The sequence below is a fragment of the Paenibacillus lutimineralis genome (assembly GCF_003991425.1).
GTDB classification, from domain to species: Bacteria; Bacillota; Bacilli; order Paenibacillales; family Paenibacillaceae; genus Fontibacillus; species Fontibacillus lutimineralis.
On record NZ_CP034346.1, the window covers coordinates 4,453,868 to 4,476,360 of the forward strand.

Here is a 22,493-nt window from a genome sequence, read left to right on the forward strand (position 1 = left end):
CACCAAAAATAAACTGGCGATTTTCTTTTTCTTTTTTTGACTGGACAGTTCATTCTAATACTTTATTCACAAAACATCATCGACAAGAATATGAGCTCAAAAGTGCAATAAAAAAAACGGCATCTCTGCCGTTTGAGTTAGGTGTTGGTGGAGCCAAGGGGGATCGAACCCCTGACCTCATCGCTGCCAGCGATGTGCTCTCCCGCGTAAGTCGGTTTCACTACCATTTGAACTATCAATTAATTCCTGTACCCGCAGCTTTATTTTGAGCTCAATTGAATCTCTATAAACAGTGACGCTATCAATCACACTGTTTAGCATCATCTTCTGCTTCTCGATAGGTGCATTTAGGAATACATCTTTCCAGACCGGGATTGATTTAACCAAATTCTCCATTTCATTCTTTTCTACTTTCTTATTCTGAACAATTGTATCTAGCTTTTCTAATTCAGCCGTAGCAACGGCTACTTCATTTTGTTTATTCTCTATAAGTGTATTGAGGAAATCTGGCTTAAAAGCACTCTTTCCTAAGATACTTTTTGGTACCTCAGCAATCAGAGTATCTAATTCCTTGTTCATATCACGAAGAGACTTAATCAATCTTTTTACTTCAATCTCTTCTTGATTCGTGGCCTTCGTTCTAATTCTTTTGACTTGTTCGGATACATCGACCGTTTTAAGTTGATCCAGAAATGCGAACAATTCATCCAATACCGTCTCTTCAATCTTTACTTGGGAATACACAGTTTGGCCAGCGCAGTCTATTTTACCTAGCGCTTTGCCGCTGCATCTATACTTAGCTTGGCGCCACTTTTGAATCTCCCCGCTCTTAAGTTCATATTTTTTTGAATTATAGGTTGTTGTTAATGGAGATCCACAGTAACCGCAGTTAATCATTCCAACTAATAGTAAGGGACTTTTAGAAACGAGGACCTTTTCGATATTAGGATCATTCATGTTCTCTGGGTTTCTCGATGAACGTATGTTCTGGAACTGTGATAAGGTGAGGAACGGCTTTTTTAGGTTTAACATGTTCTTCAACTGGGATAGTTTTTAACTTACCTTCATCATCCCTTCTCTTTTTTATTGTAGGACAACCTTTATATAAGGGGTTCTTTAGGATAAAGTTGATCGCCCCAGTAGTCCACTTCCCACCAGTCGGGGAAGGTATATTTATTTCAGGACTGTTGTAATACTTTGCAATTCGTTGCGACCCTAAGCCAAAAGAGTATACAAGATCATAAATCTGATAGGCAGTATGGTTGGTTTCCTCGTCTTTAACTCGCATTAACAATTCTTTGCCTTTTTTATTGAAAACACCCGATTTCACCAACTTATAACCATATCCCGCACTACCGCCAGTGAACAGACCATCTTCAGTCATTTGAATCTGATTCTCTGTAACGCGAACTGATGTCTTTTTACTTTCGCCTTCAGCTTGCCAAAACCTGATGTAGTTTGTTAGGTGATCAGTATGCTGCTCGAACTTCTGCTGCCCCTCTACTACAGACCATACTTGTACACGTTTCGCAAACCATTCAACAACGAACGGAGTTTCAGCTTCTTTGCGCCCTAATCGATCAAACATCCAGCACAAGAGAACATCAAACTTTCCATTGTCCGCATCGTTCATAGCCTCTTGGATTTTATCTCGATCGCGCGCATATGTTCTAAAACCGGATACTTGCTCAACATATTCCTTAACAAAGACCCAGCCTTTTTCTTCATAGAAAATTCGTGCAAGACCTACGTTGTGCAGGAATGTCATCTTCTTTTAGTTGCCCTTTTGTAGATACTCTATAAAAGCATGCTACCCTAAGTTTTCTAGTACGATCAGGACTTTTCCTGTTCATCACTACCATAAAACACACCACCCATCTAGTCAGTTACACTACCATGAATCTACTCTATAATGACTCAAAATGCAATTCTACTATTGACATGCTGAGCCAACATTTTATATACTATGGAGGCATCATCCGTCATGGGGGATTAGCTCAGTCTGGGAGAGCGCTTCGCTGGCAGCGAAGAGGTCAGGGGTTCGAGCCCCCTATTCTCCATTATGAAAAGCCCAACATTATGTTGGGCTTTTTCTCGTATCTAGACACTGCTGGATGTATTCATCGGTTAGAGTTTTTATTAATTCATCCGCTTTGGTCTCGTTACCACATCCAAATGTTACACTTACCCACATCTTTGATTTTTCATTATATCTTTTTATGGAGCCAGTGGTATGGTCTACAGTATATTTATTATCCCCGATAATTATTTCGTCCTTTTCCCATAGCACATCTTCCTTCTCCCTTACCTATTAGTTTCATCTTTCTCTACCAACAAATATAGGTCTGCAGCTAACTTATAAAACGCCTTCCACCTGATTTTACTGTACTTCCCCTCGCTGATTGGCGGCTGGAACACGTGATTGTACACGTTATAATCCGTGATGTAGTCATGCTCCTTGGTCAAATATCGTTCTTCACGTTCCATCCTCGGCATCCTGTAGACCACCCGCTCAATCCGTTCACAATAACGTTTACGCTGTACTTGTGCATCTACGTTATGGATCGCGATATCAGCTGTCTGATCGCTAGTGACATTCGTCGGACCGTGAAATCGCTCATTATATCCAGCAGTTGTGCTTGCTTCTCGCTCTTCATACGTAAGGAACTTGTACATTCTGTATTTCTCAAGTGCATCCTCAACAGCAGCCTGAGTCAGTTTTCGGTCAATTTCAGGAAGGAAACTTAATTGCCCCACTCGCATTCACCTCACATGTTGTGGGATTATTCCCCAGCAGGAGCCGGGGATATTAATTAAAACGGTAGGTCGTCGTTGATCTCATTCACACCGTCCATCGGGTCATCTGCTGCAGCTGCAGCCTCTTCAAGAGTCATCTGATTCGGATCATCAACTTCAACCGTAACATCTGGATTGATCTTCCTTTTCAATCCCTCACGGTACTCCTTCTGATGCTCTTCGAACTCCTCGATGGTTTCGTCCGATTCGGTAATTGTCAGGGTTACATCATGACCAGCCTTCTTGTAAAACTCAAAGTTTTTTTCAGCTGACGGGTCTCCTTTAACTTCGAAATCCAAAACAGTCTTTTTAGCATCCTTGGACGACTTTTTTAAACTCTGCTGTAAGCTGCTGCTCAACACCATCGATGCTAAGGATTACTACAGAGCGCGTCATTTCGTTCAGCTCCGGCCTCTGTTCGTCCTCGCCTTTTACATAAAACTGCACTAGTTCCTTTTTCGAATCCTTCGATTGTTTGTTGAAACCAGCTTTGATTGTGATCGACATTGTAATTTCCCCTCTCGGAATAATTTATGGAATAATTTCAGTTGGTTTTGACAGGTTGCTTTGTTTCCGGGACTTCCCCTTCGTCTAAGTCCCCATACTCTGTTTTTAGGTCCATACCGTAATGCTCACAAATCGCCCGAATGCCTAGCGCAATATAATATTGCTTCTGCTCTGGCGTCTCGCATTCATTGGCTTTTTCAAGAGAAGTGCACAACGATTCTACAAACTGTTCATGTTTTTTGGATGCTTCCAGTTGTTCTCGTTTAGCCTTGTCATACTTGTCTGCCTTTACTTTGATGCTTTGGAAGCTCTCATAATCAATCGTCACTGTGGCGTTATTCATCTGCTTGCCCCGATCTTCTTGCAATGCTCGGCAATCTGCTCCGGCGTCCACGTTTCAGTTTTAAGCCCCTTATCCAACAATGTGATCACCTTCCGCTAAAGCAGCATACAGCCTGTTGTATACGCCCCATAGTCTGGCATTATCCATTGGTAATACGCCTATTATTGCTTGCACTTCTTCTAATGCTTTACGTAGGCTAGATATGGTTTCGTCCTTGTCGGCAATCTGCTGCTGCATGTGATCAACCAGCTCAAGTACACGGTCGAACATCACTTCTTCGCTAGTCGCTATTGTCGGACGTCCTTCTGCTATTCTTACAAATAACGCTTCTTCACTGATGATTAATTCAAGTCCGTCGAGAAGCTTATAGACTCGTTCTTCCATCCCTTTACCTCTCCCCTCTAATTTGAACTTAATGAGTTAATATCTTGTTTCTGGGTATTATATATCTGTAAGATCATTACAAAAGGAGCGATTTCAATGGGTGTTTTAAGCGGAAATCCTAAAGATGAACCAATGCACTATGGTGAGGTTTTTGGTGTATGGACGGCCTCAATGGCAGCCAAAGGCGCCGTATCATGCTACCAGGCATATTTAAACCATGCTGGTGACAAAGACCTAAAAAAAATACTTAATGATCTAATTGATCAAGCCAAACTGGAGATTAAGGAGTGCGATACATTACTCAGTGATAATGGGATTCCATCGGCTCCGATTATGCCAGAAAGACCATCAGTAAAGCTTGAAGACATTCCAGCAGGCGCAAGATTTACTGATCCTGAAATTGCTGCTAAAATTGCGGTTGACACTTCTGCAGGCTTAGTTGCTTGTAGTCAGGTAATGGGGCAATCCATTCGAGAAGATGTCGGCGCCTTATTCGCTAAATACCATCTATCCAAAGCAGCTTTGGGCCTTAAAATATTGCAATTGAACAAAGAAAAGGGATGGCTCATTCCTCCTCCTCTTCAAATACAGAGGCCCGAGTCTGAAAAGTGATTCGATTCTATACTAGGGGATTGGTTTTTTACCTCTCCCCTCCAAAATACAGTTATCCCTCCCAATTCCACAGCCCGATTTCTCCTTTTTTGAATACCTTTACGAAGCGACCCCAATTGTCCCAATACTCATCCTCAATTACTTCAAATTCGCAAGGCTTACATCTCGATTCCTCAGGCATCCTTTTACCTCCTCAAAATAAAGTCAATTGCTCGGGCCGTTCCAACTCCACGACCCCCTACACTGCAAACCAATCCCAATTAGCCGCTGGCCACGCCCCGGCGTCATGCTCCGTTCGAAAGTAAACCACTTCTTCGCCGCTAGAAATTTTCACTCGATCCACAAATCGCACGGGACCGGGCGTAATCGTATGAATATCATGGGTCCAGTCTCCGGGTGGTGATTGCCTTATGCTGGCCAGCAGCGTCATGCATTCATCGTGAGCGAGCTGCTTCATGCCAGCCCCTCGAAATCGAAAAGGGTGGGGATATCAACTTCCATTTCTGCAGCCTGCAGGTATCCGATGCCATCCCGGAAATAATCTGTATTAAGCTCAATCCCATACCCGCGACGCCCCATCTTGACTGCCTGCATCGGGACTGTCATCAGGCCACCGAACAGCTTCTTCGTCAGATAAGGTATTATTCACCGCGTCTCCAAGGAGTGATAACCAACCTCTTACTGATTCGTTTCCTAGTGACGCTCGAAACATATGCGCATTGTAATCACGGAGCATTTCAATGAGTTTGTCCTTTTGAATACCGGCCACCCCCGCTACTCTTCTTCTACAATCACAGTCGCATTGTAGATCAGGATCCGTTTCCCGTCTAAATCGAACTTGATCTTGTTTCCGTACTCATTGACCTCGACATCAAACTTTCCCTTGTACGTCTTAATTGCATTGCCGCCTTGATCATACACAGTAGCCACACGCTGCAACCCGTTTATGTTCGATCCAAAGTCCTTGACAGCCCGATCCCAACTTTCACACCCAGCCAACACAAATAAGACAGCCAGAGCAGCTGCCATAATTAACAGTTTTCTTTTCAACTTTAGTCACCCTTTATCCAGCCGTTTTTTTCTCCTTCGATTTCCGACCCAAAACAAAATAAACACCACCACAATCGGCAGTGTTACGCATAGTGTAAGCATCAATCCCGCTTCGATCAACTTGTCGCCCATTGATATGAAAGGCGGAACAACGAGAGTAAATCCCAACATTACCGGCCAGATCGGCGAGAGCACAATCGAAAACAAGATGCAGACAATGAACACTGCAGCCACAGGGTAATTCTTCTTTTTAACTACAGTTCGTGCTGCTGAAGCAAGTCCGGCGGCGGCTACAATCATGCCAACGATCATGTAAATAGTAAAGAATATCACGACCCATCCTCCCAACACCTCGCCATTATTTCATTGGCCCGCTTGTGGATAGCATCAAAAGCATCGGACCATTCTCGGCCATGTCCTGCCTCTTTACCAGCAACCACATGAGCGAGTTCATGAGCAAGTACCTCTGCAGCTGCCGTCACTTTGATATGCGGAGATACCCCAACTACAGGCGTGCCGCCATCATCTGGGAAAAACGTGTATCCGAACTCCGGCTTTTTGAAGGTTATCGCCCTGCTGAACTTATCCTTAAGGTCATCTCCAGAGAGTGTCGGGTCCCAGTGTATTAGAGCATCAAGCTCTGGATACAATCCTTTGGCGGCTACGGTAACCGCAGAAAATATATCATTGTCGATGTACACTACGATTAGACCTCCTCATAAACGACATCTGCTCCACGTTGCTGGTACATTCGCAGTACGCGGCTTTCATGCGTAGGATTAAGCCAATACTCTCCTACAAAGATTATCAGCATAGTCCACGGGCACAATCCGTCTAATTGCCAATCCTTATCAATGAACTTCACTCGGCTTTCCTTCGGGTACTTATCCCGTATTATTCTCCAGAGGAACTTCGCTTGTCCAATGTCCTTTCCTACCACAAGGATGGTGTCATATCGCTTTTCCTCAGACTCGGACATATCAAGGCTGTTTAGCTTATCTCTGGCTTGATTTATGGTCATCGCACCGATGAATACATCGTTGGTAAATGGGCCGAAATCAACAACACCGTTATTCATGATGATGTCTCTTTCCCTTCAATCCTCGCCCGTAGCACATCCATCTTCTCCTTGATCTCTGATTTGATCTTAGCAATCTGCTTCTGAATCTTTTTTTCTTGTTTAATAGCCTCAGTCAAAGATGCGCGAGGGTCTACAGTTCGCCCCAACACATTCCTAATCTTCGCTTGCAGTTTTCTTATCTCCGGGTTGGTGTAAAAGGCCACATATTCCTGCTTGCAGTGCGGGCAGACGAAGTAAACCTTGTCTACGCCGTCACCAATCCTGACCGTTTGGAAATCTTCGAGTTCAAATGACTGTTGGCAGCTGGCATCACAAAAAGCCTTCATAGTTTCATTCCCTCCAAAAGAAAAAAGTCGCTCATTTAAGCGACTATAGTTTTTCATCTACCGTATAATTAATCTCCTCTAAAACCTCGACATCACCTTCGAATAATATTTCAGCTTGATAGCTATTCTGAGCGCCATCCCCGGACCAATATTTGATTGCATTTTCACGTAGTACATTCAACGGTCTGGTGTTCAGAATTAAAAAATCTTGGTTTGCACGATGTAACTTACCGGTCAACTTCACACTGAATAATTTACCTTCTCTTCCGAGATTCCCCCACCAATAAATAAAAGGTTTTGAATCCATTGGCATTACCCACAGACCTCTTTGGCGTGAAGGGTAGTCCGGAAACATTTCTGCTCTAACTTCTTCAAATACAACCTCTCTCAAAGTTATAAGATAGTGGTTTAAAGTCGAATTCAAACAATGAATAGTATATTGGTGGTTATCATAGTTATAGAATTCACTGAATGGTTTTTTCTTTTCACCTGTTGAAATAAAACTCAGGACCTCTTCCCCTAGATTGTTTATATCATGCCATTCCCCCAGTAATCGGACTTTCCACTAACTTCCCGATTGTTTCATAGTATGTAATATAGTTATTCTTCTCAGAACCAAACGAATATTTATCGCCCGCCGACCAATTAATTTGACTCCCTGCCCTTTGGAAATGGTAGAACAACTCGCCATTTACATATTCCAATGTCCTTACCGCCCCTTTAAATCAATCTAATTCCTCTTATTTAAAATTTCTCTTGTAAATTTATTCTTCCATGATTCTATATCAATCTCTTCATTTACAAGCATCGGGATTCTTTCATTACCAAAACTGATTCCAAGATAATCGTACTGTACTCCTAAGCCTTTAAAATGCAATGTTCCTCTATGTTTAATATAGTTATACTTTTCTCTTATCAAAGCAGTTAGTTCATGATTAAAAAAATCCCTGTAAACCTTTCTTAATTTCAAATCTCGTGATAACGTCAAAATGTAGTTGAGTTCGTCGAAATTACATTCAGTGGAAGCCCTTGCGAATTTTGATGCTTCTCGTATAACACTAATGTCATAATCCCCGTAATAAAACCAAGCAACTTGCCACGACAAATCAATACAGTAGTTATAAAATGCCAAGGCATTGAGAAGAAAATGATCGCATTGATAACATACCAATTTCATCATCCTTTGGAATAACCAATTCACCGTAATCATTTGACTCGATAAACAAAAGCGATTGTCGAGCATAGTCAGAACGAATAATAGACATCAACTATTTTAAAGCCTGCTGCAATAATATGAGGAGAAAACCTCAAGTACTGCGAGTCTTTAGGGGCATATTTCAGCCAAAAATGCACATCCTCTTCTTTATATAAATCTAAAGCTTCCATAAGAACCCTCCCTCGACATCACAATTCGACATCGAAGAGACCATTTCCTTTTATCCCCTAAGGATAAACCCGCGCCAGGATGACCCCTTCCCATTTCGGACTCAAACCGCTGAACCATTACCGGATTGTCAATCCCCTACGACCTTTCAGGTTGTTCAGTAAACCTTGTGGTACTCAGACGTTTGATTTTGCCCCACTCCTGGACAACATGACAACCTATCATGTCGTCCAGGCTCGAGGGACTTATTTGCGCCTTGTGCCTCCTCAACATATAGTTAGCACACTACATATGTGAGATTGTACATGTTTAGCGCAACGGGAGACACGAAGAGGGAGCTTTGCACCGTTTCGTTTTTAACCGTTATCGCGGCGATCCGGAGCGTTCACGCCCCATCGGTGTCCCTCTCTCGATTCTCCACGATACAAATATATCAGGTTAAAAGTCCAGTAACCCACATAGTTCCCTCATTTTCCCCATAAAGTTTCCCTCGAATTAATTATTTACAAAAACAAAAAAGGCCGACCAATCACGGCCGACCTAATTCTATATATAGTTACTAACGAGCGTATTTTTTAGTTCTCATTTCAATTATTTTTGGTAGTGCATGTGACGTATGCGCTCTCCCAGCTGAGCTATGGCCCCATATCATTTATAAAAAACTATTACAGATTAACAAACAGGACTCTTTATGTCAATATTTTTTGCGATAAAAAATTGCTAGACAACCGTAATTAGGTCAGGAGCCCTTCTAGTAGGTTGGATACCTAACCGCTACTAAATATTCATATTAGCGGTTAGCCTCCTGCAGTTAAGATTATTCCCCACTCCCTACATCCGCAATGAACTCCTCTGTCGTTCTCAATTTGCCGATTCTCGGGAAAATATATTTACAGCTCGATTGATGCTCTTCCTCGGAGGCAGCTGCCATCGCATCAGTAATAAAAATTTGGTTATAGCCGTGCTGGAATGCTTCTCTTGCCGTTCCTTCGACTCCAATGTTTGTCGATACCCCGCACAGAACAATCGTGTCAATGCTCCTGCGACGAAGTTGTAAATCGAGATCCGTACCAAAGAAAGCTCCCCATTGGCGTTTAGTGACAACGTAGTCCTGCCCGCTCACGCCCAATTCAGGAGCGAGCTCTGCCCAATCCACCGGATATGACACCGCTCGAGCTGGCTGGTCAGTCTCCGGTTTTAAGGCATCGTGGCCGTCATGGAATGCAACCTTCACAAATGCGATGAAGCCATCCTTCTCACGGAACACCTCGACCAGTCTCGCTGCCTTATCCACGACGCCTTGGTTACCATACATTCTCGTAATCCCTATTTGTAAATCGATCAGAACCAATGCAGTTTTGCTAAAATCAAGGTTTAACGCGCTCATACAATATCTCCTTGTTTAGTGGATTTTTTCTTCTTTTGAATACGAAACAATAGACGAATTAATGGCGGTATGGCAAACATAATAAAGAATGTTCTAAATAATTGATATCCGGCAACTATGGCCAAATCTGCACCAATCTCATGAGCGATAATCCCCATCTGATCCATACCTCCTGGAGCAAGGCTCAAGAGAGCTGTAGCTCCTGAGACGGATTGAACATAGACAAGTAGTAAGCTAAGGCCCCAGGCTCCAACTACCAGCAGGAGCCCACAGCCGATGGCGATGGATATGGTTCTGAACTTATGCTCCATGCGGCCTGGCTTCAGCATCATGCCGACATTTACGCCAATCAACAGCTGTGCGGCGTTAATGATCCATCCAGGCAGAGCCGTACCGGTTAAACCGAGCAGCTGCAAGGTGGCTGTTGCAATAACGGGACCCAGTAATAGCGGAGTCGGCAAGTGAATCTTCTTCCCCAGGAATGCTCCCGCAATACAGACAACAGCAAACAGAAGCATAATAAGTGGACTGCTACTGCTATGGGCCGCTGTCGCTATCGTTGAAGGAATAGCAGCGGTCGTAACTGTTTGTCCATGATCGAAGAAAGGACTGAACACGAGCAGCGGAATAATGACGATAATCATAATGAGACGTATCACCTGCGTCATCATAACCGCAAGAAGATTAATTCCTTCTGTCTCCTCCGCAAGAGAGATCACTTGAGTGAGTCCCCCGGGAATGCTTCCAAGCAGGGCGGAATTGTAGTCGATGCCCGATAATCTGTGATTTATGAAGGCAATACCTACGCATAACAGCAGCAAGAGGACCGTCATGAGCAGCATATTGGGAAGCTGGTGGGACATCTGTCTTAGCGCCGGCATCGTCATAGACAAACCGATCGTGTAACCGACGATGACCATGCCTACACTTCTGAATTGCTGTGGCCATTCATAGCTCTCCTTCATGAAATTAGACCCAGCTAGCACGGTCAGCATAGGACCTAGTAGCCAAGGGACCGGCAGATGCAACAGCTTGAACAGAATTCCTCCGATTAGAGCTGTGACGAGCGATACTGTAACACGAGCATAGCGGCTTCGCCCGATTAGCGTCTTCAAGCTTCTCACCTCCATATCCTATATTCGTCTACCTATATCAAAAGCATCCAGAGTCCGGAAGAGAAGAGAATCTATTATATGTGCTATTTTTAGCACAGTTTATCCAAAAAAAATTTAGTCTAAAAGATCTCTTATCGTATACGTTCCCAACACCTGGTTCACTTGTGTATTTATATCTGTCATGATTTTTGAGAACGATTCATGCACTTTCTGTCCGAAGAGATGGTTCCCAGTCGTATCCAGCATCCGGTCCCACTGTGGCTCCTTCTCATGGAGCGACTTGTATATCTCAACCAATGTAATCTGCTCCGGGCTGCGCGTTAATTGATACCCTCCAGAGCGCCCCTGCCTGGCCTCTACAATACCATGCTCAGCCAATTGGGATAATATTTTGCGTAGTACGGTCGGTTCGCATTGAATTTGTTCAGCAATCTCTATGCTGGAGCATTGTTCCGAATCGTTCGCCGCAAGTACGATTAGCGCTTGCAATCCGAAGCCAAACCGTTTTAACTGTGCCATTGCTTCCTCCTACCCTTGCGTACAACTTAATGTGCATATTCTAGCACAGTTTGAAGCAACGAAGCAATCCTGACTTCCTGTCAGGTTATTCCTAAACCCGGTAGACCCGGGCACTACTGGAATCGCTTATAAGCCCCAGTAATGTCCCGAGATAGAGATTACTCGCTTGCCCGGCGAAGCGTCCCAGGCCTGATATTAACCAGCAAGATACTGATGACAATCATGCCTAATCCCGCGACCAGGTTCCAAGTCACACTCTCCCCAAGGAAAATAACACTGCATATTATAGCTATCACCGGAATCAGGAACGTAAACGCACCAACCTTCCCGGCTTCTCCAGAGCCGATCAGTTTAAAGTAAACAAGCCAGCCCAGGGCAATAACGAAGATAGCGATAAAGAACAAAGCGCTAATAAAAGGAGCGTTCCAGGTAATATCGCTCCATTTCTCCAAATAACTGCCCGTTCCGAGCAGCAGCAGTCCTCCCAGCGTTAGTTGTGAGGCCACCATCCAGACCATATCCACCCGTTCTGTCGTCTTCTTCATATACACGGTGCCAAAGGCCCAGCTTAATGCACTGCCTATTGCAAGCAATACACCGGTTATCGACAGATGTCCGGCCAGTCCGCCAGCGCTAATCTCAAACACGCCGAGGAAGCCAAGGAACAGACCAACCATTTTCATCCCATACATAGACTCTCCCAGCCAGAACCACGAGAAGATACCGAGGAGTACAGGCTGTAGAAATACGATGGCAGAGAACAATCCGGCCGGCAAATATTGCAGCCCGATCGTCTGCAATCCATAGTACAGTACGATGTTCAGCAACGAGGAGAGCAGATACAGGGGCCAATTCCTTCGCAGGTTTAGCTTCTTGTAGTTAGGAATAGCAACCAGTATAAGCAGAACGCCCCCGATTAATGTCCGCAGTCCGGCGAATAGCAACGGAGGCGTATACTCAAGGGCAAATTTGGACAACGGCCAGTTGACCCCCCACATGATTACAAGAAAGATTAGAAATAAAATCGTGCGTGAGCGCGATAATGACGACATGATGATCACCCCTTGATGATAAAATAACTTTTTGACGAACCATTCATAAATTCAACTGTTACATCATACAACGGATCTTGAACAATTGAAATATTCAATTTTGGATTATCTAATTCCCACGAATTGCAAAAAGAGCCGCCTTCCTTATGAGATCACTCATAGGAAGACAGCTCCGGAAATCAAACCACGCTATATGAATCTATGAAATTAAGCTTTCAGCAGCCAGAGCGCAGGAACGTTGGTAGGCTCCCAGCCAACCGATGAAGTATGAGGTTGGAGGCACTCATAGACCGACCCGTTATAGCTTACCAGGTCCCCGCTCGCATAGGAGACACCCACAGCCCAAGGCTGAGCAGCAGGCGCTGCCGCTGTAGTAGCCTGAACCGAATTGCTAGCGGCGGATACATTGCCTGCAGCATCTACGGCATATACCGTGAATGTATAAGACGTACTAGCATTCAGACCTGTCACCTTATAATCGGTCGTCGAACCAGAGACTGTAGCAACCAGGTTCGTTCCTTGGTATACACGATAACCTGTGACGCCCACATTGTCCGTGGACGCGCTCCACATCAGATCTACGCTGGATGCAGTAGGCGTTCCCATGACGTGCAAATTCCCTGGAGCGGTAGGCGCCTCTTTATCAGCTGCAGCCTGCCCAGTCTTCACAGTAACGGAGCTGGCGCTCGACTGATTGCCTGCGGCATCAACCGCCTTTACATTGAACGTATAGGACGTATCCGGAGTCAATCCAGTCACCGTATAGCTCAGCGTCGAACCAGGCACCGAGCCTACCAGTGTGCTTCCGTTATATACATTATAGCCTGTTACACCTACATTATCGGAAGATGCTCCCCAGGAGAGCGTTACTGTGTTGGCTGTAACGTTACTAGCTGTGAGAGATACCGGAGCGGTAGGAGGCTGGTTGTCGCCAGGATTTGTACCGCTAAAATTAACATCGATCACGTTATAAAATGCATTAGGCGTATCGGCGATCTCCCAGACAGCGAGGATTACATGATACCCCGAACGTTGCGGAACATTACAAGTGTCGGAATAACTCTTCGGTGGCTGTGTCCCGTCATAACTAACGGAGCAGAATGGAGTCAGATCGAATGAATCACGTGTGAGCGCAGCATTCGGATTCCAGTTCTCCTTTGTGATATAATACTTCCAACTGGTTGTAGCATGGTTTGCAGTCAGTGTCCAATGGAAAGTGTTCGTTCCGGCAGACATATTTACTTTCGTCCAACGTGTAGCTGATTGCTGGTCCAGTTCAGGGAAGGCGCCATTCGCACTGGCGATTTTCCCATCGGCTGGGCCGGCTGCCGGAAAGCCTTTTGGAGCTTCAAGACTTTGCGGTTCATACTGAATCGCTCCGCAATTAGTATTTTGTCCTGTATTACATAGATATCCACGGCTCGCCGGACCATCGATATAACCATGTGCAGAAGCCTTGTCTGCAATCAGGAACACGACGATTAGTGTAAGCAGCATAACCCCAAATGTTGTAAGCGCCTTCATTGTCATAGAACGAGATAAACGAATTGAACTAATCATTCTAATACCTCCTTTTAAAATTGGATGAACCATGACTCGAACTGACTTATTGCCTCGCTTGCTAAAAAAGAGCTCGATCCCTCCTTTTGCGCATAATTAATAAATGCCTGCATTCCTGATGTTTAAAACCTTAACTTCTTCCACAGACACATAAATTCTATATAAACCCGAAATACGGATTTATATACACCATAAATCTACCAAAGCCATAAATAGAGAGATAATTTGGAATAAAACAACGCGAAAAAACCGAAGAAAAGACAATTAATGAATAAAAAAGAGGAAAAAAAGAAGACAGTAATGAATATAAGGTTATAATGTTTTTAGTTTTGATGACATGTTTATTATAGCCGATTTTAGGGAAAATGTGTTATTTTTTTGTAAAATAATATATTAGAACTATATTTCTCCATTCATTATACTTATCTAGCTCTGTCGCAATAGGTTGAAAGATGGGGGTTTCACCCGGCCATCCTATTAAAAACCTCATACATATATCCGCTCCATAAGCTATATAATCACTTAGGTTGGTTAGTTATACTAACGACACCAAATCTATCTATTTAGGAGCCGGTAAGAGTGAAATATAAATTCCTTGAATTAGAAAATCCGAACCATTATGATCTGGAAGCCCTTGAGGTTGGCGTAACATCCAACTGCAATTTCAAGTGCAGCTACTGCTGTGCATATAGCCGGGATGACAATCAGAGCATTGGCGCCAAAGAGGTTATCTCCATTCTCCAGGATGTCCCTACGATTCGCAGAGTACGACTATCCGGTGGCGAAGTAACTTTGAAATATCAGGATTGTCTGGACATTGTCAGATATTGCTCGACGCATGGCATCGAGACCCAACTCAACACCAATGCCAGCCTGCTTAATGCCACTCGCGTGCAGCAATTAGAGGAGGCCGGAGTAACGACGATTCATATCTCCTTTAACTTCACAACCGCCGAAGAGTTCTCCCGATATTACAAGCTGCATCCAAGCGTATATACGAAAATAAGGGAAAATATCGCTCTTTGTGCCCAAGCTTCCTTCGATACTGTGCTGGAGACACTACTGTTTGAAGAGACAACTCACCATCTGACGGAAATCGCAGATCATGTATACGCACTTGGTGTGCGTACGCATGAAATCCAGAACAGTATCAGCATGGGCCATAGTGGCTGGTCAGCGATTGCTGCCCGCGAAGATCTGAAGAAAGCCGTTCAAGAGCTCATTGCCCATCGTAGAGAGGACAGCACTATTTATTTCACCTGTATGGATCGCTTCGCTCAAGAACTTGGCTTTGAGGAACAACCAGGAGTCTACTTCTCCAACTGTATTGAAGGGAAGAAGCAATTGCATCTGCACGGCAACGGCGATGTACTGATCTCAGAGCTATGCTATCCGGTGATCATCGGTAATATTTATAAAGGCACAGTACTTAAAGATATATACAAGAACATGCCTGACAAACTTGCCGACTTCTTGGAAAGACAGCCTTGCCCAGCATTAGAAGCCATGTTCCCTTCACACAGCTAATCTCCACTTCGATAGCCCAATTCCAAAAAAGCAGGCCCTGTCATGACAGGACCTGCTTCTTTATTGGCAATTATTTAGAAACAGAACGTACTAGTAATAATAACGAGCAGAATAAACAAAACCAAAATGGCTCCTGTGGATCCCCACAGACCTCCGCCGCCGATGCCGCCGACCTCTCCACAACCTGACATGTCTATACCTCCCTTTTCGAGTATAGAACATCTTATGAAACGACGAGCTTAAACGAACGGGCTACTTTAGTGTTTTGTATATTTTTGACTTTAGTCGATCAACTGCATGCTGACCTGCCTATTCAAACCTTGCTTCTACTGCATACCATACAGTAAAACCATTAAAGCAGGTGATAGGCTTGCCAAGAAGGAGGCAGACACAACTTCTTAACCAGATCGGAATGCAGAATATCATTAACGAAGAAGAGGTCTCATCGGATGATTTGGCGATAATCGGGGCTGGATTTGAAACCTTGGCAAGTCTTTTCGCATTTCTGGCACTCGTAAAAGCCAAGGAAGAGGGAACAAGTCCGAACAAGGGGACAGCTAGCTCACACAAAAAAGCGCCAGACAATGTCTGACGCTTTTCACTCTTTTCGGGCCATGTCACTGCATCGGCTTATTATTAGGCTTCTTTAGCCACCATTTGCGCCAGCGTACAATCAGGATCGTCAGCACAATAATGCCAAGAGCGGCGAAGAAAAAGCCTAGATATCGCTGAACCAGCATAAAAATCCGCTGCCACTGCTCGCCAAATATGTTCCCGATGCCAATAAATGCAAGCACCCATATCGCCGCTCCAGGGTAGGCAAACAGAGCAAAGGTTCGAAAAGGAATACGAATGATGCCAACAAAATAGCCAAAAAATTGTCTAACTCCAGGGACAAAAAAGCTAATGAACAGCATTTTATTGCCGTATTTCTCGTAGATTCTTCTCGTTCTTTCCAAATGGGCAGGCTTAACCAGCACCCACTTCCCGAACCGTTCTATAATCGGGGCCCCAATCTGATACCCAAGCACATAGGTCACCGTAATTCCGATGACAGAACCGGCATAGGCCATGAATATGGCAGGCAGCAGGTCCAGCACCCCTTTGTAGACCAGATATCCTGTATACGTCAACGTCGTCTGACCTGGCGGCAACGGTAAGGCAATGAAATCAACTGGTAATCCGAGCAATAACACAAAATATCCATATTGTTCAAACATTCGTTCTATCCAATCCAATACATTCATTTGAATCCAATCTCCTGCTCGTTCAATAGAGTTAGACCTTAGTATGAACTTAAATGCAGCTATTCTAAACAGTCTCAGGTCTTAAATATATACTGGACCATAGTCTAAAATATATAGGCACCTCCCCAGTCCTTCCTACATATGATGAGCCAGAAGGAAATACGACCAAGTGGAGGTTATTAGCTATGGCATTAGGGCAAAACCAAGTGATTTATGAGGCTCATCCCAACACTGTCAAATCCGTTAAAGATTTCAGAGACCAGATGCATCGCGTCGGCAAACAATATGTCAATCGGAACGTCCGAGTTCAAACCATCGACGGTGTAACGTATGAAGGCCAACTAATCCACCTTGATGGCGGATTATTGTTCCTCAGCCTTCCTGGTTCTCCAGGAGACGGACAATGGCATGGTCATGATCATTGGGATCACTGGCATGATCACGGCCATGATCATGGACATCATATGGGGCATCATGGCGGGCATCACGACGGGCATCACGATGGTCACCCATGGAACTGGGATGGACACGGACATTATGATGGGTATCCGCAACCGCGCGGGCTCCATGGACCATCGTTCAACGATGTTATTCTTCCATTAGTCTTATATGAATTGTTGGTAATAACTTTGCTGCTCTAACATTTAGAACTAATCTCTATTGTACTCTAACCACTTAAAACAAAAAAGAGGCCACGTATGCAAAAAGACCCTTATCCACGCCATTTTACGGGAATGAGGGTCCTTGTATTTTATATCGAATTAACCAAATCTACCAGATATATAATCATCAGTCCGCTGATCCGATGGGTTCGTAAAGATCATACTCGTCTCATCATACTCCACGAGTTCTCCCATTAAGAAGAATGCAGTCTTATCCGATACACGAGCGGCCTGCTGCATATTATGGGTAACGATGATAATGCAGTATTCCTCCTTCAGCTCAGCGATCAGTTCTTCAATCTTCGCCGAAGATACCGGATCTAGTGCAGATGAAGGCTCATCCATCAATATGATGCTAGGACTAACCGCTATCGATCTGGCAATGCAGAGACGCTGCTGCTGGCCTCCTGACAAGGATAATGCAGACTGATGTAGACGATCCTTGGTCTCCTCCCACAGTGCGGCCTTGACCAATGATTCCTCCACAATCTGATCCAGCTTCTTACGGTCGCGAATGCCGTGATAGCGCGGACCAAAAGCGATATTCTCATAGATCGATTTATGGAACGGATTCGGACGCTGCCATACCATCCCAATCCTCTGCCGCAGCAGTACCACGTCAGTCTTCGGATCATTAATATTCTCATTGCCGATCCAGATCTCTCCGGTAATGCGAGATCCTTCAATCAGATCGTTCATCCGGTTAAGACTGCGCAGGAAAGTCGATTTACCGCAGCCGGAAGGACCGATCAGAGCCGTGACCTGCTTGGAGGCAAAGTCCAGTGAGATTTGCTTAACCGCATGTTTCTCACCATAGAATACATTCAAATCTTTTGTAGACAATTCTATATTTTGCATGGAAGCCCTCCTATTTCGCAGCCGTAAATTTCTTCAGCATGAGACGACCAACCCAGCGTGCCAGCAGGTTGAAGATAAGCACCGTCAAAATCAGCACAGCGGAAGCACCAGCGGCAATCTGCGGAGCATCCGGGGCCAGCCCCTCAGAATTGATCTTCCAGATGTGTACAGCCAGTGTCTCAGCCGGACGGAAAGGATTCAGCGGCGAAGTTGGGCTGAGCGGATTCCAATTGGTGAAATCCAGTCTTGGACTACTCATTCCTGCCGTGAATAACAAAGCTGCGGCTTCACCGAATACCCGGCCAGCTGCTAGAATGGTTCCGGTCAATATCACTGGCATCGAAATCGGCAGCATAATGGATTTGATCGTCTTCCATTTGGAAATACCGAGCGCAAGACTCGCTTCCTTCTGTGCAGCAGGAACACCGGACATGCCCTGTTCCGTAATCCGTACCATCAGCGGCAAATTGAAGACGGTCAAGGCAAGCGCGCCGGAGAACAGTGAGAAGCCAAGTCCAAAAGTATTTACAATGACGAGCAAACCGAACAAGCCAACTACAATCGATGGGAAAGAAGAGAGCACTTCGACAATCAGACGAATCGTATCTGTAATTTTACCTGGCTTGGCATATTCACTCATATAGATACCCGCGCCAAGACCTAAAGGGACCGTAATGATCATAGTTAATACAAGCAGGAATAAGGAATTAAATAACTGCGGCCCGATCCCCCCGCCCTCCTTGATCGTCTGCGGTGCAGAGGTCAAGAAGTGGAAGCTGACATGTCCGAGTCCTCGGACCAGAATGAAGCCGAGCAAACCGGCCATGATAAGGACGATAATCCCAGCCAGAGTGACAATAACGGCGGTAGCTACTTTATCTTTTGTTTTAGCACTCATCGCTGTGCTCTCCTTTCAAGCCGGCGGACAATAAAGACGAAGACGAAGGTCATCAGCATCAGAATCAACGCCAACGTCCACAGTACATTATTTTGCATTGAGCCCATTACTGTATTACCCATGCTGAGTGTGATGACACTCGTCAATGTTGAAGTCGATTCAAATAGAGATTTAGGGATATGCGGTGCGTTACCGATAACCATCTGGACGGCCAAAGCTTCACCGAAAGCACGCGCCATTCCAAGCACGATCCCTGTCATAAGCGCAGGCATCGTCGTTGGAATGACCGTACGCGACAGCGTCTGCCACCTAGTCGCTCCAAGCGCATAGGAGCCCTCCTTCAGTCCGGCCGGAAGAGAAGCGAGCGCATCGGTCGCGATCGACGTGATGGTAGGCAGAATCATAATCGAGAGTACCGTCGCACCCGCAGCAATACCAAGACCCTGACCTGGGAAAATAGTGCGGTAGAACGGTACGATAACACTAAGGCCGACGAAGCCATATACTACCGAAGGTATTCCGGCTAACAGCTCGATCACCGGCTGCAAATATTTTCTCCCGATATTAGGCATAATCTCGACCATAAATAATGCCGCGCTGACGCCAAGCGGTGCAGCAATGACAGCAGCCAGCAGGGAAGTACTGAATGAGCCTATGATAAACGGCAAAGCACCGAAAAGAGGTGGCTCTCCATCCGGTTTCCAGGTCGTTCCGAATATTTCACTGATTTTAATTCCGTTTTGAAAAAATGCACTCAATCCTTTTGTCGCCACAAAGTATACCATGGAGAAAATAATTACAACGAGCAGGACGATACAAAAGGAGGTTAATATTTTTCCGGTCCATTCTTCGATAACATGCTGTTTGACTTTTTGTTTTCCACCGGACTGACTCATAGACCTCTCCCTTTACACAGCACTTAAAGAGGCAGGAAATCCGCCTCCTTAAGTACTTAAATTATGTTGTCAATTATTACTTAGTGATGTTGCCATCGATATCGCGTGTTACTTGCATTTTGCTAGCTGGGATATATCCAAGCTCGACAACATCTTTATTTTGTACTTCATCAGAGGTCATGTAGTCCAGGAAAGCCTTCACGATTTCATTTGGCTCACCCTTCGTGTACATATGCTCGTAAGCCCATACCGGATAAGTACCATTCGCAACATTATCTTCAGTCGGATCTACACCTTCATACTTCACAGCTTTGATGGAGTCATCAAGATAAGAGAGCGCAAGGTAGCCGATAGCTCCTGGTGTTTCTTTAACCAGCTTCTTAACCGTACCTGAGGAATCCTCTTGAATCGCGCCTGCCAAGTCTTCAGTCTTCGTACCTAATGCATATTTCTCGAATGTTGCACGTGTACCGGAGCTGGATGGACGGTTGATGATTTGGATTTTTTGATCTGCGCCGCCAAGATCCTTCCAGTTTGTAATTTCACCTTTGAAGATTTTAACTAACTGATCTTTAGTCAGATTATCTACTGTAATTTCTGGGTTAACTACGGTTGCCATACCTACTACAGCAACTTGATGGTCAACCAACTCTGCTGCAGGACCTGCTTCCAACTTCTCAGCAGCAAATACGTCGGAGTTACCGATATCCGCTTGTCCTCCGGATACTTGCGTCAACCCTGTTCCACTACCTCCACCTTGCACTTGAATCGATACCTTCGGATTCAGATCCATGAAGCTTTGGCTAGCTTGTTCAACAAGCGGCTGCAATGCCGATGAACCTACTGCAAGGATAGAACCGGAGAGCTCAGTCTTGTTGCCACTGTTCGTGGAATTTCCTGTAGACGAGTTGTCCGAAGAATTCGCTGTCTTATTATTAGAACTGCTTCCTTGACCACAAGCAGCCAGCGTTAAAGTTAAAATAATCGTTAAAACCAACAACATACTCTTTTTCATGATTCATGTTTCCCCCTCATTTGTTTGTATACTCTGATTATAGAAGCCTATTATCAAAGCCATGTTTTCGTTTTGTAAACGGAGTGTAAAATTATTGATCTTCAAGACACGGTCATTCGGTCGCTCAAAAATAATGCAGCCCTCTGGCTGCATTATTTGCATAACTGATATCTTTATTCGCTTTTCCTATATAAATATGAATTAAAGCCACTCGAACTCCGCAGTCTGTATACCTCCGGAAGTCGGTCTTACCTCATCCCCTTCTTTTCTCCGTAGGATAGATTCATGATATAGGACAGTGAGACGACGCTTCGTAACAGCCTGCCGACCAATTAGCTATCACTTTCACGACCTTTTGTAGACTGATGAGAGACAGCCAGCCTTGATCGTTCTCGTAGCTGTTCCCCTGCCAGCAGCTTTCTTCCACGTCCTTATTGTTCTTGATTCATCTGTATAAATAGGGTAATTTAAACATGTCGGACATGAAGCACATGCCGCTTTGACACACAGCTCTTAGGAGCCAATGTGTTGAGGCGGCTTTTTTATTACTCTTGAGGTGAGGGGGAAGAAGATGAGTTTATTTGAACCAGTTTATGATGCGTGGCTACAACAGCAAATTCACGAGGAGAAGGGTACGAGAAGGAGAGAACTATTGCAAAATGGGCTAGGACATGGAACCGTTGAATTTTTGCGCTCGATCTGGTTTCCTGCTGTCGGCAATCTGGATCACCTGTACCCTGAATATGAACTACGTGACTTCAATAACGGGTATCGCTATTTGGATCTTGCTTACATGCCAGGTGGAGTTAAGGGCTGCATAGAGATTCATGGTTATCGATCCCATGCCAGGGATGTGGAGGTTGCTAGGTTTAAGGATCTCTGCATGAAGCAAGCCCTGCTTGTCCTTGATGATTGGTATTTCCTTCCGATTGCTTATCTGTCTATCCGTGACGATCCCGGCGTTTGCAAGCAGCTGGTGCTTTCTTTCGTAAGCAAATTTCTTTCATTGGAGGTCTCACCACAGCTAGACTGGGTTGAAGCAGAAATAATACGATTTGCTCGTCGAACGCCGCGGCCGTTCACTCCTAAAGAGCTTGCAGCTCATTTACGGCTATCCGATCGGCATACGAGAGATCGATTCTTCATCGATTAGTGAACCAAAATCGGCTCGCCATCGCCAGCGGAGCTCAGCGTTATCGAACATACAGGTTGGTGTAGTTAGTGTAGTTAGTGTAGTTGGTGCGCCAGCTCTAACGGAAATCACAGCCTCTATT

General features: G+C 44.8%; 34 protein-coding genes, 1 tRNA gene and 1 pseudogene. 6 read left to right on the forward strand and 30 right to left on the reverse strand.

Going from position 1 to position 22,493, the window contains the following annotated elements; genetic code table 11:
• Window positions 1-177: 177 nt before the first annotated feature.
• Window positions 178-957, reverse strand: a complete 780-nt coding sequence (locus EI981_RS19690; protein ID WP_162616222.1) for a recombinase zinc ribbon domain-containing protein — start codon at window positions 955-957, stop codon at window positions 178-180.
• On the reverse strand, window positions 950-1,768 hold the full coding sequence (locus EI981_RS19695) for a recombinase family protein (protein WP_127001070.1): 819 nt from the start codon (window positions 1,766-1,768) through the stop codon (window positions 950-952). The genes EI981_RS19690 and EI981_RS19695 overlap by 8 nt, the downstream gene beginning before the upstream one ends.
• Window positions 1,769-1,986: 218 nt before the next feature.
• Here EI981_RS19695 and EI981_RS19700 point away from each other — a divergent pair.
• Window positions 1,987-2,060 (forward strand) — tRNA-Ala (locus EI981_RS19700).
• A gap of 17 nt (window positions 2,061-2,077) precedes the next feature.
• Here the strand turns inward: EI981_RS19700 and EI981_RS19705 are convergent.
• From EI981_RS19705 to EI981_RS19730, 6 genes are read right to left on the reverse strand one after another with little or no spacing between them, the layout of a single operon-like run.
• On the reverse strand, window positions 2,078-2,290 hold the full coding sequence (locus EI981_RS19705; protein ID WP_127001072.1) for a hypothetical protein: 213 nt from the start codon (window positions 2,288-2,290) through the stop codon (window positions 2,078-2,080).
• Between the two features lie 14 nt (window positions 2,291-2,304).
• Complete coding sequence (locus tag EI981_RS19710; RefSeq protein WP_227011501.1) at window positions 2,305-2,757, reverse strand: ArpU family phage packaging/lysis transcriptional regulator; 453 nt, start codon at window positions 2,755-2,757, stop codon at window positions 2,305-2,307.
• Between the two features lie 56 nt (window positions 2,758-2,813).
• A complete protein-coding gene (locus tag EI981_RS19715) occupies window positions 2,814-3,095 on the reverse strand; it encodes a hypothetical protein (RefSeq protein WP_127001076.1) in 282 nt (93 codons plus the stop codon).
• A 10-nt stretch (window positions 3,096-3,105) separates the two neighbouring features.
• Complete coding sequence (locus EI981_RS19720; RefSeq protein WP_127001078.1) at window positions 3,106-3,303, reverse strand: hypothetical protein; 198 nt, start codon at window positions 3,301-3,303, stop codon at window positions 3,106-3,108.
• 37 nt (window positions 3,304-3,340) lie between these two features.
• Window positions 3,341-3,697 carry a hypothetical protein gene (locus EI981_RS19725; protein WP_127001080.1) on the reverse strand — a complete coding sequence of 119 codons (357 nt, stop codon included), beginning with the start codon at window positions 3,695-3,697 and terminating at the stop codon, window positions 3,341-3,343.
• An 18-nt stretch (window positions 3,698-3,715) separates the two neighbouring features.
• Window positions 3,716-4,030 (reverse strand): hypothetical protein, encoded by a 315-nt coding sequence (locus EI981_RS19730; protein ID WP_127001082.1) that lies wholly within the window; start codon window positions 4,028-4,030, stop codon window positions 3,716-3,718.
• A 96-nt stretch (window positions 4,031-4,126) separates the two neighbouring features.
• Between EI981_RS19730 and EI981_RS19735 the strand changes: the two genes are divergently transcribed.
• Window positions 4,127-4,642 (forward strand): DUF3231 family protein, encoded by a 516-nt coding sequence (locus tag EI981_RS19735; RefSeq protein WP_127001084.1) that lies wholly within the window; start codon window positions 4,127-4,129, stop codon window positions 4,640-4,642.
• A 52-nt stretch (window positions 4,643-4,694) separates the two neighbouring features.
• On the opposite strand, the gene EI981_RS30010 is transcribed toward EI981_RS19735, so the two are convergent.
• The 16 genes from EI981_RS30010 to EI981_RS19795 form a co-directional block, all read right to left on the reverse strand.
• Complete coding sequence (locus EI981_RS30010; protein WP_257791988.1) at window positions 4,695-4,823, reverse strand: hypothetical protein; 129 nt, start codon at window positions 4,821-4,823, stop codon at window positions 4,695-4,697.
• Window positions 4,824-5,095: 272 nt separating this feature from the next.
• Window positions 5,096-5,236, reverse strand: a complete 141-nt coding sequence (locus EI981_RS29080; protein ID WP_162616224.1) for a hypothetical protein — start codon at window positions 5,234-5,236, stop codon at window positions 5,096-5,098.
• Between the two features lie 180 nt (window positions 5,237-5,416).
• Window positions 5,417-5,692, reverse strand: a complete 276-nt coding sequence (locus EI981_RS19740) for a DUF5052 family protein (RefSeq protein WP_227011502.1) — start codon at window positions 5,690-5,692, stop codon at window positions 5,417-5,419.
• A 6-nt stretch (window positions 5,693-5,698) separates the two neighbouring features.
• Window positions 5,699-6,025 (reverse strand): hypothetical protein, encoded by a 327-nt coding sequence (locus EI981_RS19745; RefSeq protein WP_127001086.1) that lies wholly within the window; start codon window positions 6,023-6,025, stop codon window positions 5,699-5,701.
• A complete protein-coding gene (locus EI981_RS19750; protein WP_127001088.1) occupies window positions 6,022-6,393 on the reverse strand; it encodes a SprT family zinc-dependent metalloprotease in 372 nt (123 codons plus the stop codon). The genes EI981_RS19745 and EI981_RS19750 overlap by 4 nt, the downstream gene beginning before the upstream one ends.
• Window positions 6,394-6,398: 5 nt before the next feature.
• A complete protein-coding gene (locus EI981_RS19755; RefSeq protein ID WP_127001090.1) occupies window positions 6,399-6,770 on the reverse strand; it encodes a hypothetical protein in 372 nt (123 codons plus the stop codon).
• Window positions 6,767-7,099: a prefoldin domain-containing protein gene (locus EI981_RS19760; protein WP_127001092.1), complete on the reverse strand. Its 333-nt coding sequence runs from the start codon at window positions 7,097-7,099 to the stop codon at window positions 6,767-6,769. Before EI981_RS19760 ends, EI981_RS19755 begins: the two co-directional genes overlap by 4 nt.
• Before the next feature lie 43 nt (window positions 7,100-7,142).
• Entirely contained in the window at window positions 7,143-7,490 is a 348-nt protein-coding gene (locus EI981_RS19765; protein ID WP_237172632.1) for a DUF2441 domain-containing protein, read from the reverse strand.
• Window positions 7,491-7,632: 142 nt separating this feature from the next.
• The gene (locus EI981_RS29085; RefSeq protein WP_162616226.1) at window positions 7,633-7,803 is read right to left on the reverse strand and encodes a hypothetical protein; all 171 of its coding nucleotides are present in this window, start codon (window positions 7,801-7,803) and stop codon (window positions 7,633-7,635) included.
• A 26-nt stretch (window positions 7,804-7,829) separates the two neighbouring features.
• Entirely contained in the window at window positions 7,830-8,231 is a 402-nt protein-coding gene (locus EI981_RS19770) for a hypothetical protein (protein WP_227011503.1), read from the reverse strand.
• A 113-nt stretch (window positions 8,232-8,344) separates the two neighbouring features.
• Window positions 8,345-8,485 (reverse strand): hypothetical protein, encoded by a 141-nt coding sequence (locus EI981_RS29090; RefSeq protein WP_162616227.1) that lies wholly within the window; start codon window positions 8,483-8,485, stop codon window positions 8,345-8,347.
• Window positions 8,486-9,300: 815 nt separating this feature from the next.
• Entirely contained in the window at window positions 9,301-9,870 is a 570-nt protein-coding gene (locus EI981_RS19775) for an isochorismatase family protein (RefSeq protein ID WP_127001098.1), read from the reverse strand.
• On the reverse strand, window positions 9,867-10,985 hold the full coding sequence (locus EI981_RS19780; protein ID WP_227011504.1) for an AbrB family transcriptional regulator: 1,119 nt from the start codon (window positions 10,983-10,985) through the stop codon (window positions 9,867-9,869). Before EI981_RS19780 ends, EI981_RS19775 begins: the two co-directional genes overlap by 4 nt.
• Window positions 10,986-11,099: 114 nt before the next feature.
• On the reverse strand, window positions 11,100-11,504 hold the full coding sequence (locus EI981_RS19785; RefSeq protein ID WP_127001102.1) for an RrF2 family transcriptional regulator: 405 nt from the start codon (window positions 11,502-11,504) through the stop codon (window positions 11,100-11,102).
• Between the two features lie 158 nt (window positions 11,505-11,662).
• Window positions 11,663-12,556 carry a DMT family transporter gene (locus tag EI981_RS19790; protein ID WP_127001104.1) on the reverse strand — a complete coding sequence of 298 codons (894 nt, stop codon included), beginning with the start codon at window positions 12,554-12,556 and terminating at the stop codon, window positions 11,663-11,665.
• A 207-nt stretch (window positions 12,557-12,763) separates the two neighbouring features.
• Window positions 12,764-14,116 carry a lytic polysaccharide monooxygenase gene (locus tag EI981_RS19795; RefSeq protein WP_127001106.1) on the reverse strand — a complete coding sequence of 451 codons (1,353 nt, stop codon included), beginning with the start codon at window positions 14,114-14,116 and terminating at the stop codon, window positions 12,764-12,766.
• A gap of 579 nt (window positions 14,117-14,695) precedes the next feature.
• Between EI981_RS19795 and EI981_RS19800 the strand changes: the two genes are divergently transcribed.
• A complete protein-coding gene (locus EI981_RS19800) occupies window positions 14,696-15,643 on the forward strand; it encodes a radical SAM protein (RefSeq protein ID WP_127001108.1) in 948 nt (315 codons plus the stop codon).
• 74 nt (window positions 15,644-15,717) lie between these two features.
• On the opposite strand, the gene EI981_RS29760 is transcribed toward EI981_RS19800, so the two are convergent.
• Window positions 15,718-15,834, reverse strand: coding sequence for a YjcZ family sporulation protein (locus EI981_RS29760; RefSeq protein ID WP_227011505.1), 117 nt, complete (start codon window positions 15,832-15,834; stop codon window positions 15,718-15,720).
• A 221-nt stretch (window positions 15,835-16,055) separates the two neighbouring features.
• Between EI981_RS29760 and EI981_RS19805 the strand changes: the two genes are divergently transcribed.
• Complete coding sequence (locus EI981_RS19805; protein ID WP_127004843.1) at window positions 16,056-16,235, forward strand: hypothetical protein; 180 nt, start codon at window positions 16,056-16,058, stop codon at window positions 16,233-16,235.
• A 25-nt stretch (window positions 16,236-16,260) separates the two neighbouring features.
• Here the strand turns inward: EI981_RS19805 and EI981_RS19810 are convergent, their stop codons facing one another.
• Complete coding sequence (locus EI981_RS19810; RefSeq protein WP_127001110.1) at window positions 16,261-16,890, reverse strand: DedA family protein; 630 nt, start codon at window positions 16,888-16,890, stop codon at window positions 16,261-16,263.
• A gap of 354 nt (window positions 16,891-17,244) precedes the next feature.
• Between EI981_RS19810 and EI981_RS29295 the strand changes: the two genes are divergently transcribed.
• Window positions 17,245-17,493, forward strand: a complete 249-nt coding sequence (locus EI981_RS29295) for a hypothetical protein (RefSeq protein WP_193556390.1) — start codon at window positions 17,245-17,247, stop codon at window positions 17,491-17,493.
• Window positions 17,494-17,651: 158 nt separating this feature from the next.
• Here the strand turns inward: EI981_RS29295 and pstB are convergent, their stop codons facing one another.
• From pstB to EI981_RS19835, 4 genes are all read right to left on the reverse strand, one after another.
• Entirely contained in the window at window positions 17,652-18,410 is a 759-nt protein-coding gene (gene pstB, locus EI981_RS19820) for a phosphate ABC transporter ATP-binding protein PstB (protein WP_127001112.1), read from the reverse strand.
• A 10-nt stretch (window positions 18,411-18,420) separates the two neighbouring features.
• Window positions 18,421-19,308, reverse strand: a complete 888-nt coding sequence (gene pstA, locus EI981_RS19825) for a phosphate ABC transporter permease PstA (protein WP_127001114.1) — start codon at window positions 19,306-19,308, stop codon at window positions 18,421-18,423.
• Window positions 19,305-20,204 carry a phosphate ABC transporter permease subunit PstC gene (gene pstC, locus EI981_RS19830; RefSeq protein ID WP_068780337.1) on the reverse strand — a complete coding sequence of 300 codons (900 nt, stop codon included), beginning with the start codon at window positions 20,202-20,204 and terminating at the stop codon, window positions 19,305-19,307. Before pstC ends, pstA begins: the two co-directional genes overlap by 4 nt.
• A 76-nt stretch (window positions 20,205-20,280) precedes the next feature.
• Window positions 20,281-21,219, reverse strand: a complete 939-nt coding sequence (locus EI981_RS19835; RefSeq protein ID WP_193556391.1) for a phosphate ABC transporter substrate-binding protein — start codon at window positions 21,217-21,219, stop codon at window positions 20,281-20,283.
• A 571-nt stretch (window positions 21,220-21,790) separates the two neighbouring features.
• Here EI981_RS19835 and EI981_RS19840 point away from each other — a divergent pair.
• Window positions 21,791-22,437: pseudogene (locus EI981_RS19840) on the forward strand (transcriptional regulator).
• The last annotated feature ends 56 nt before the right edge of the window (window positions 22,438-22,493 follow it).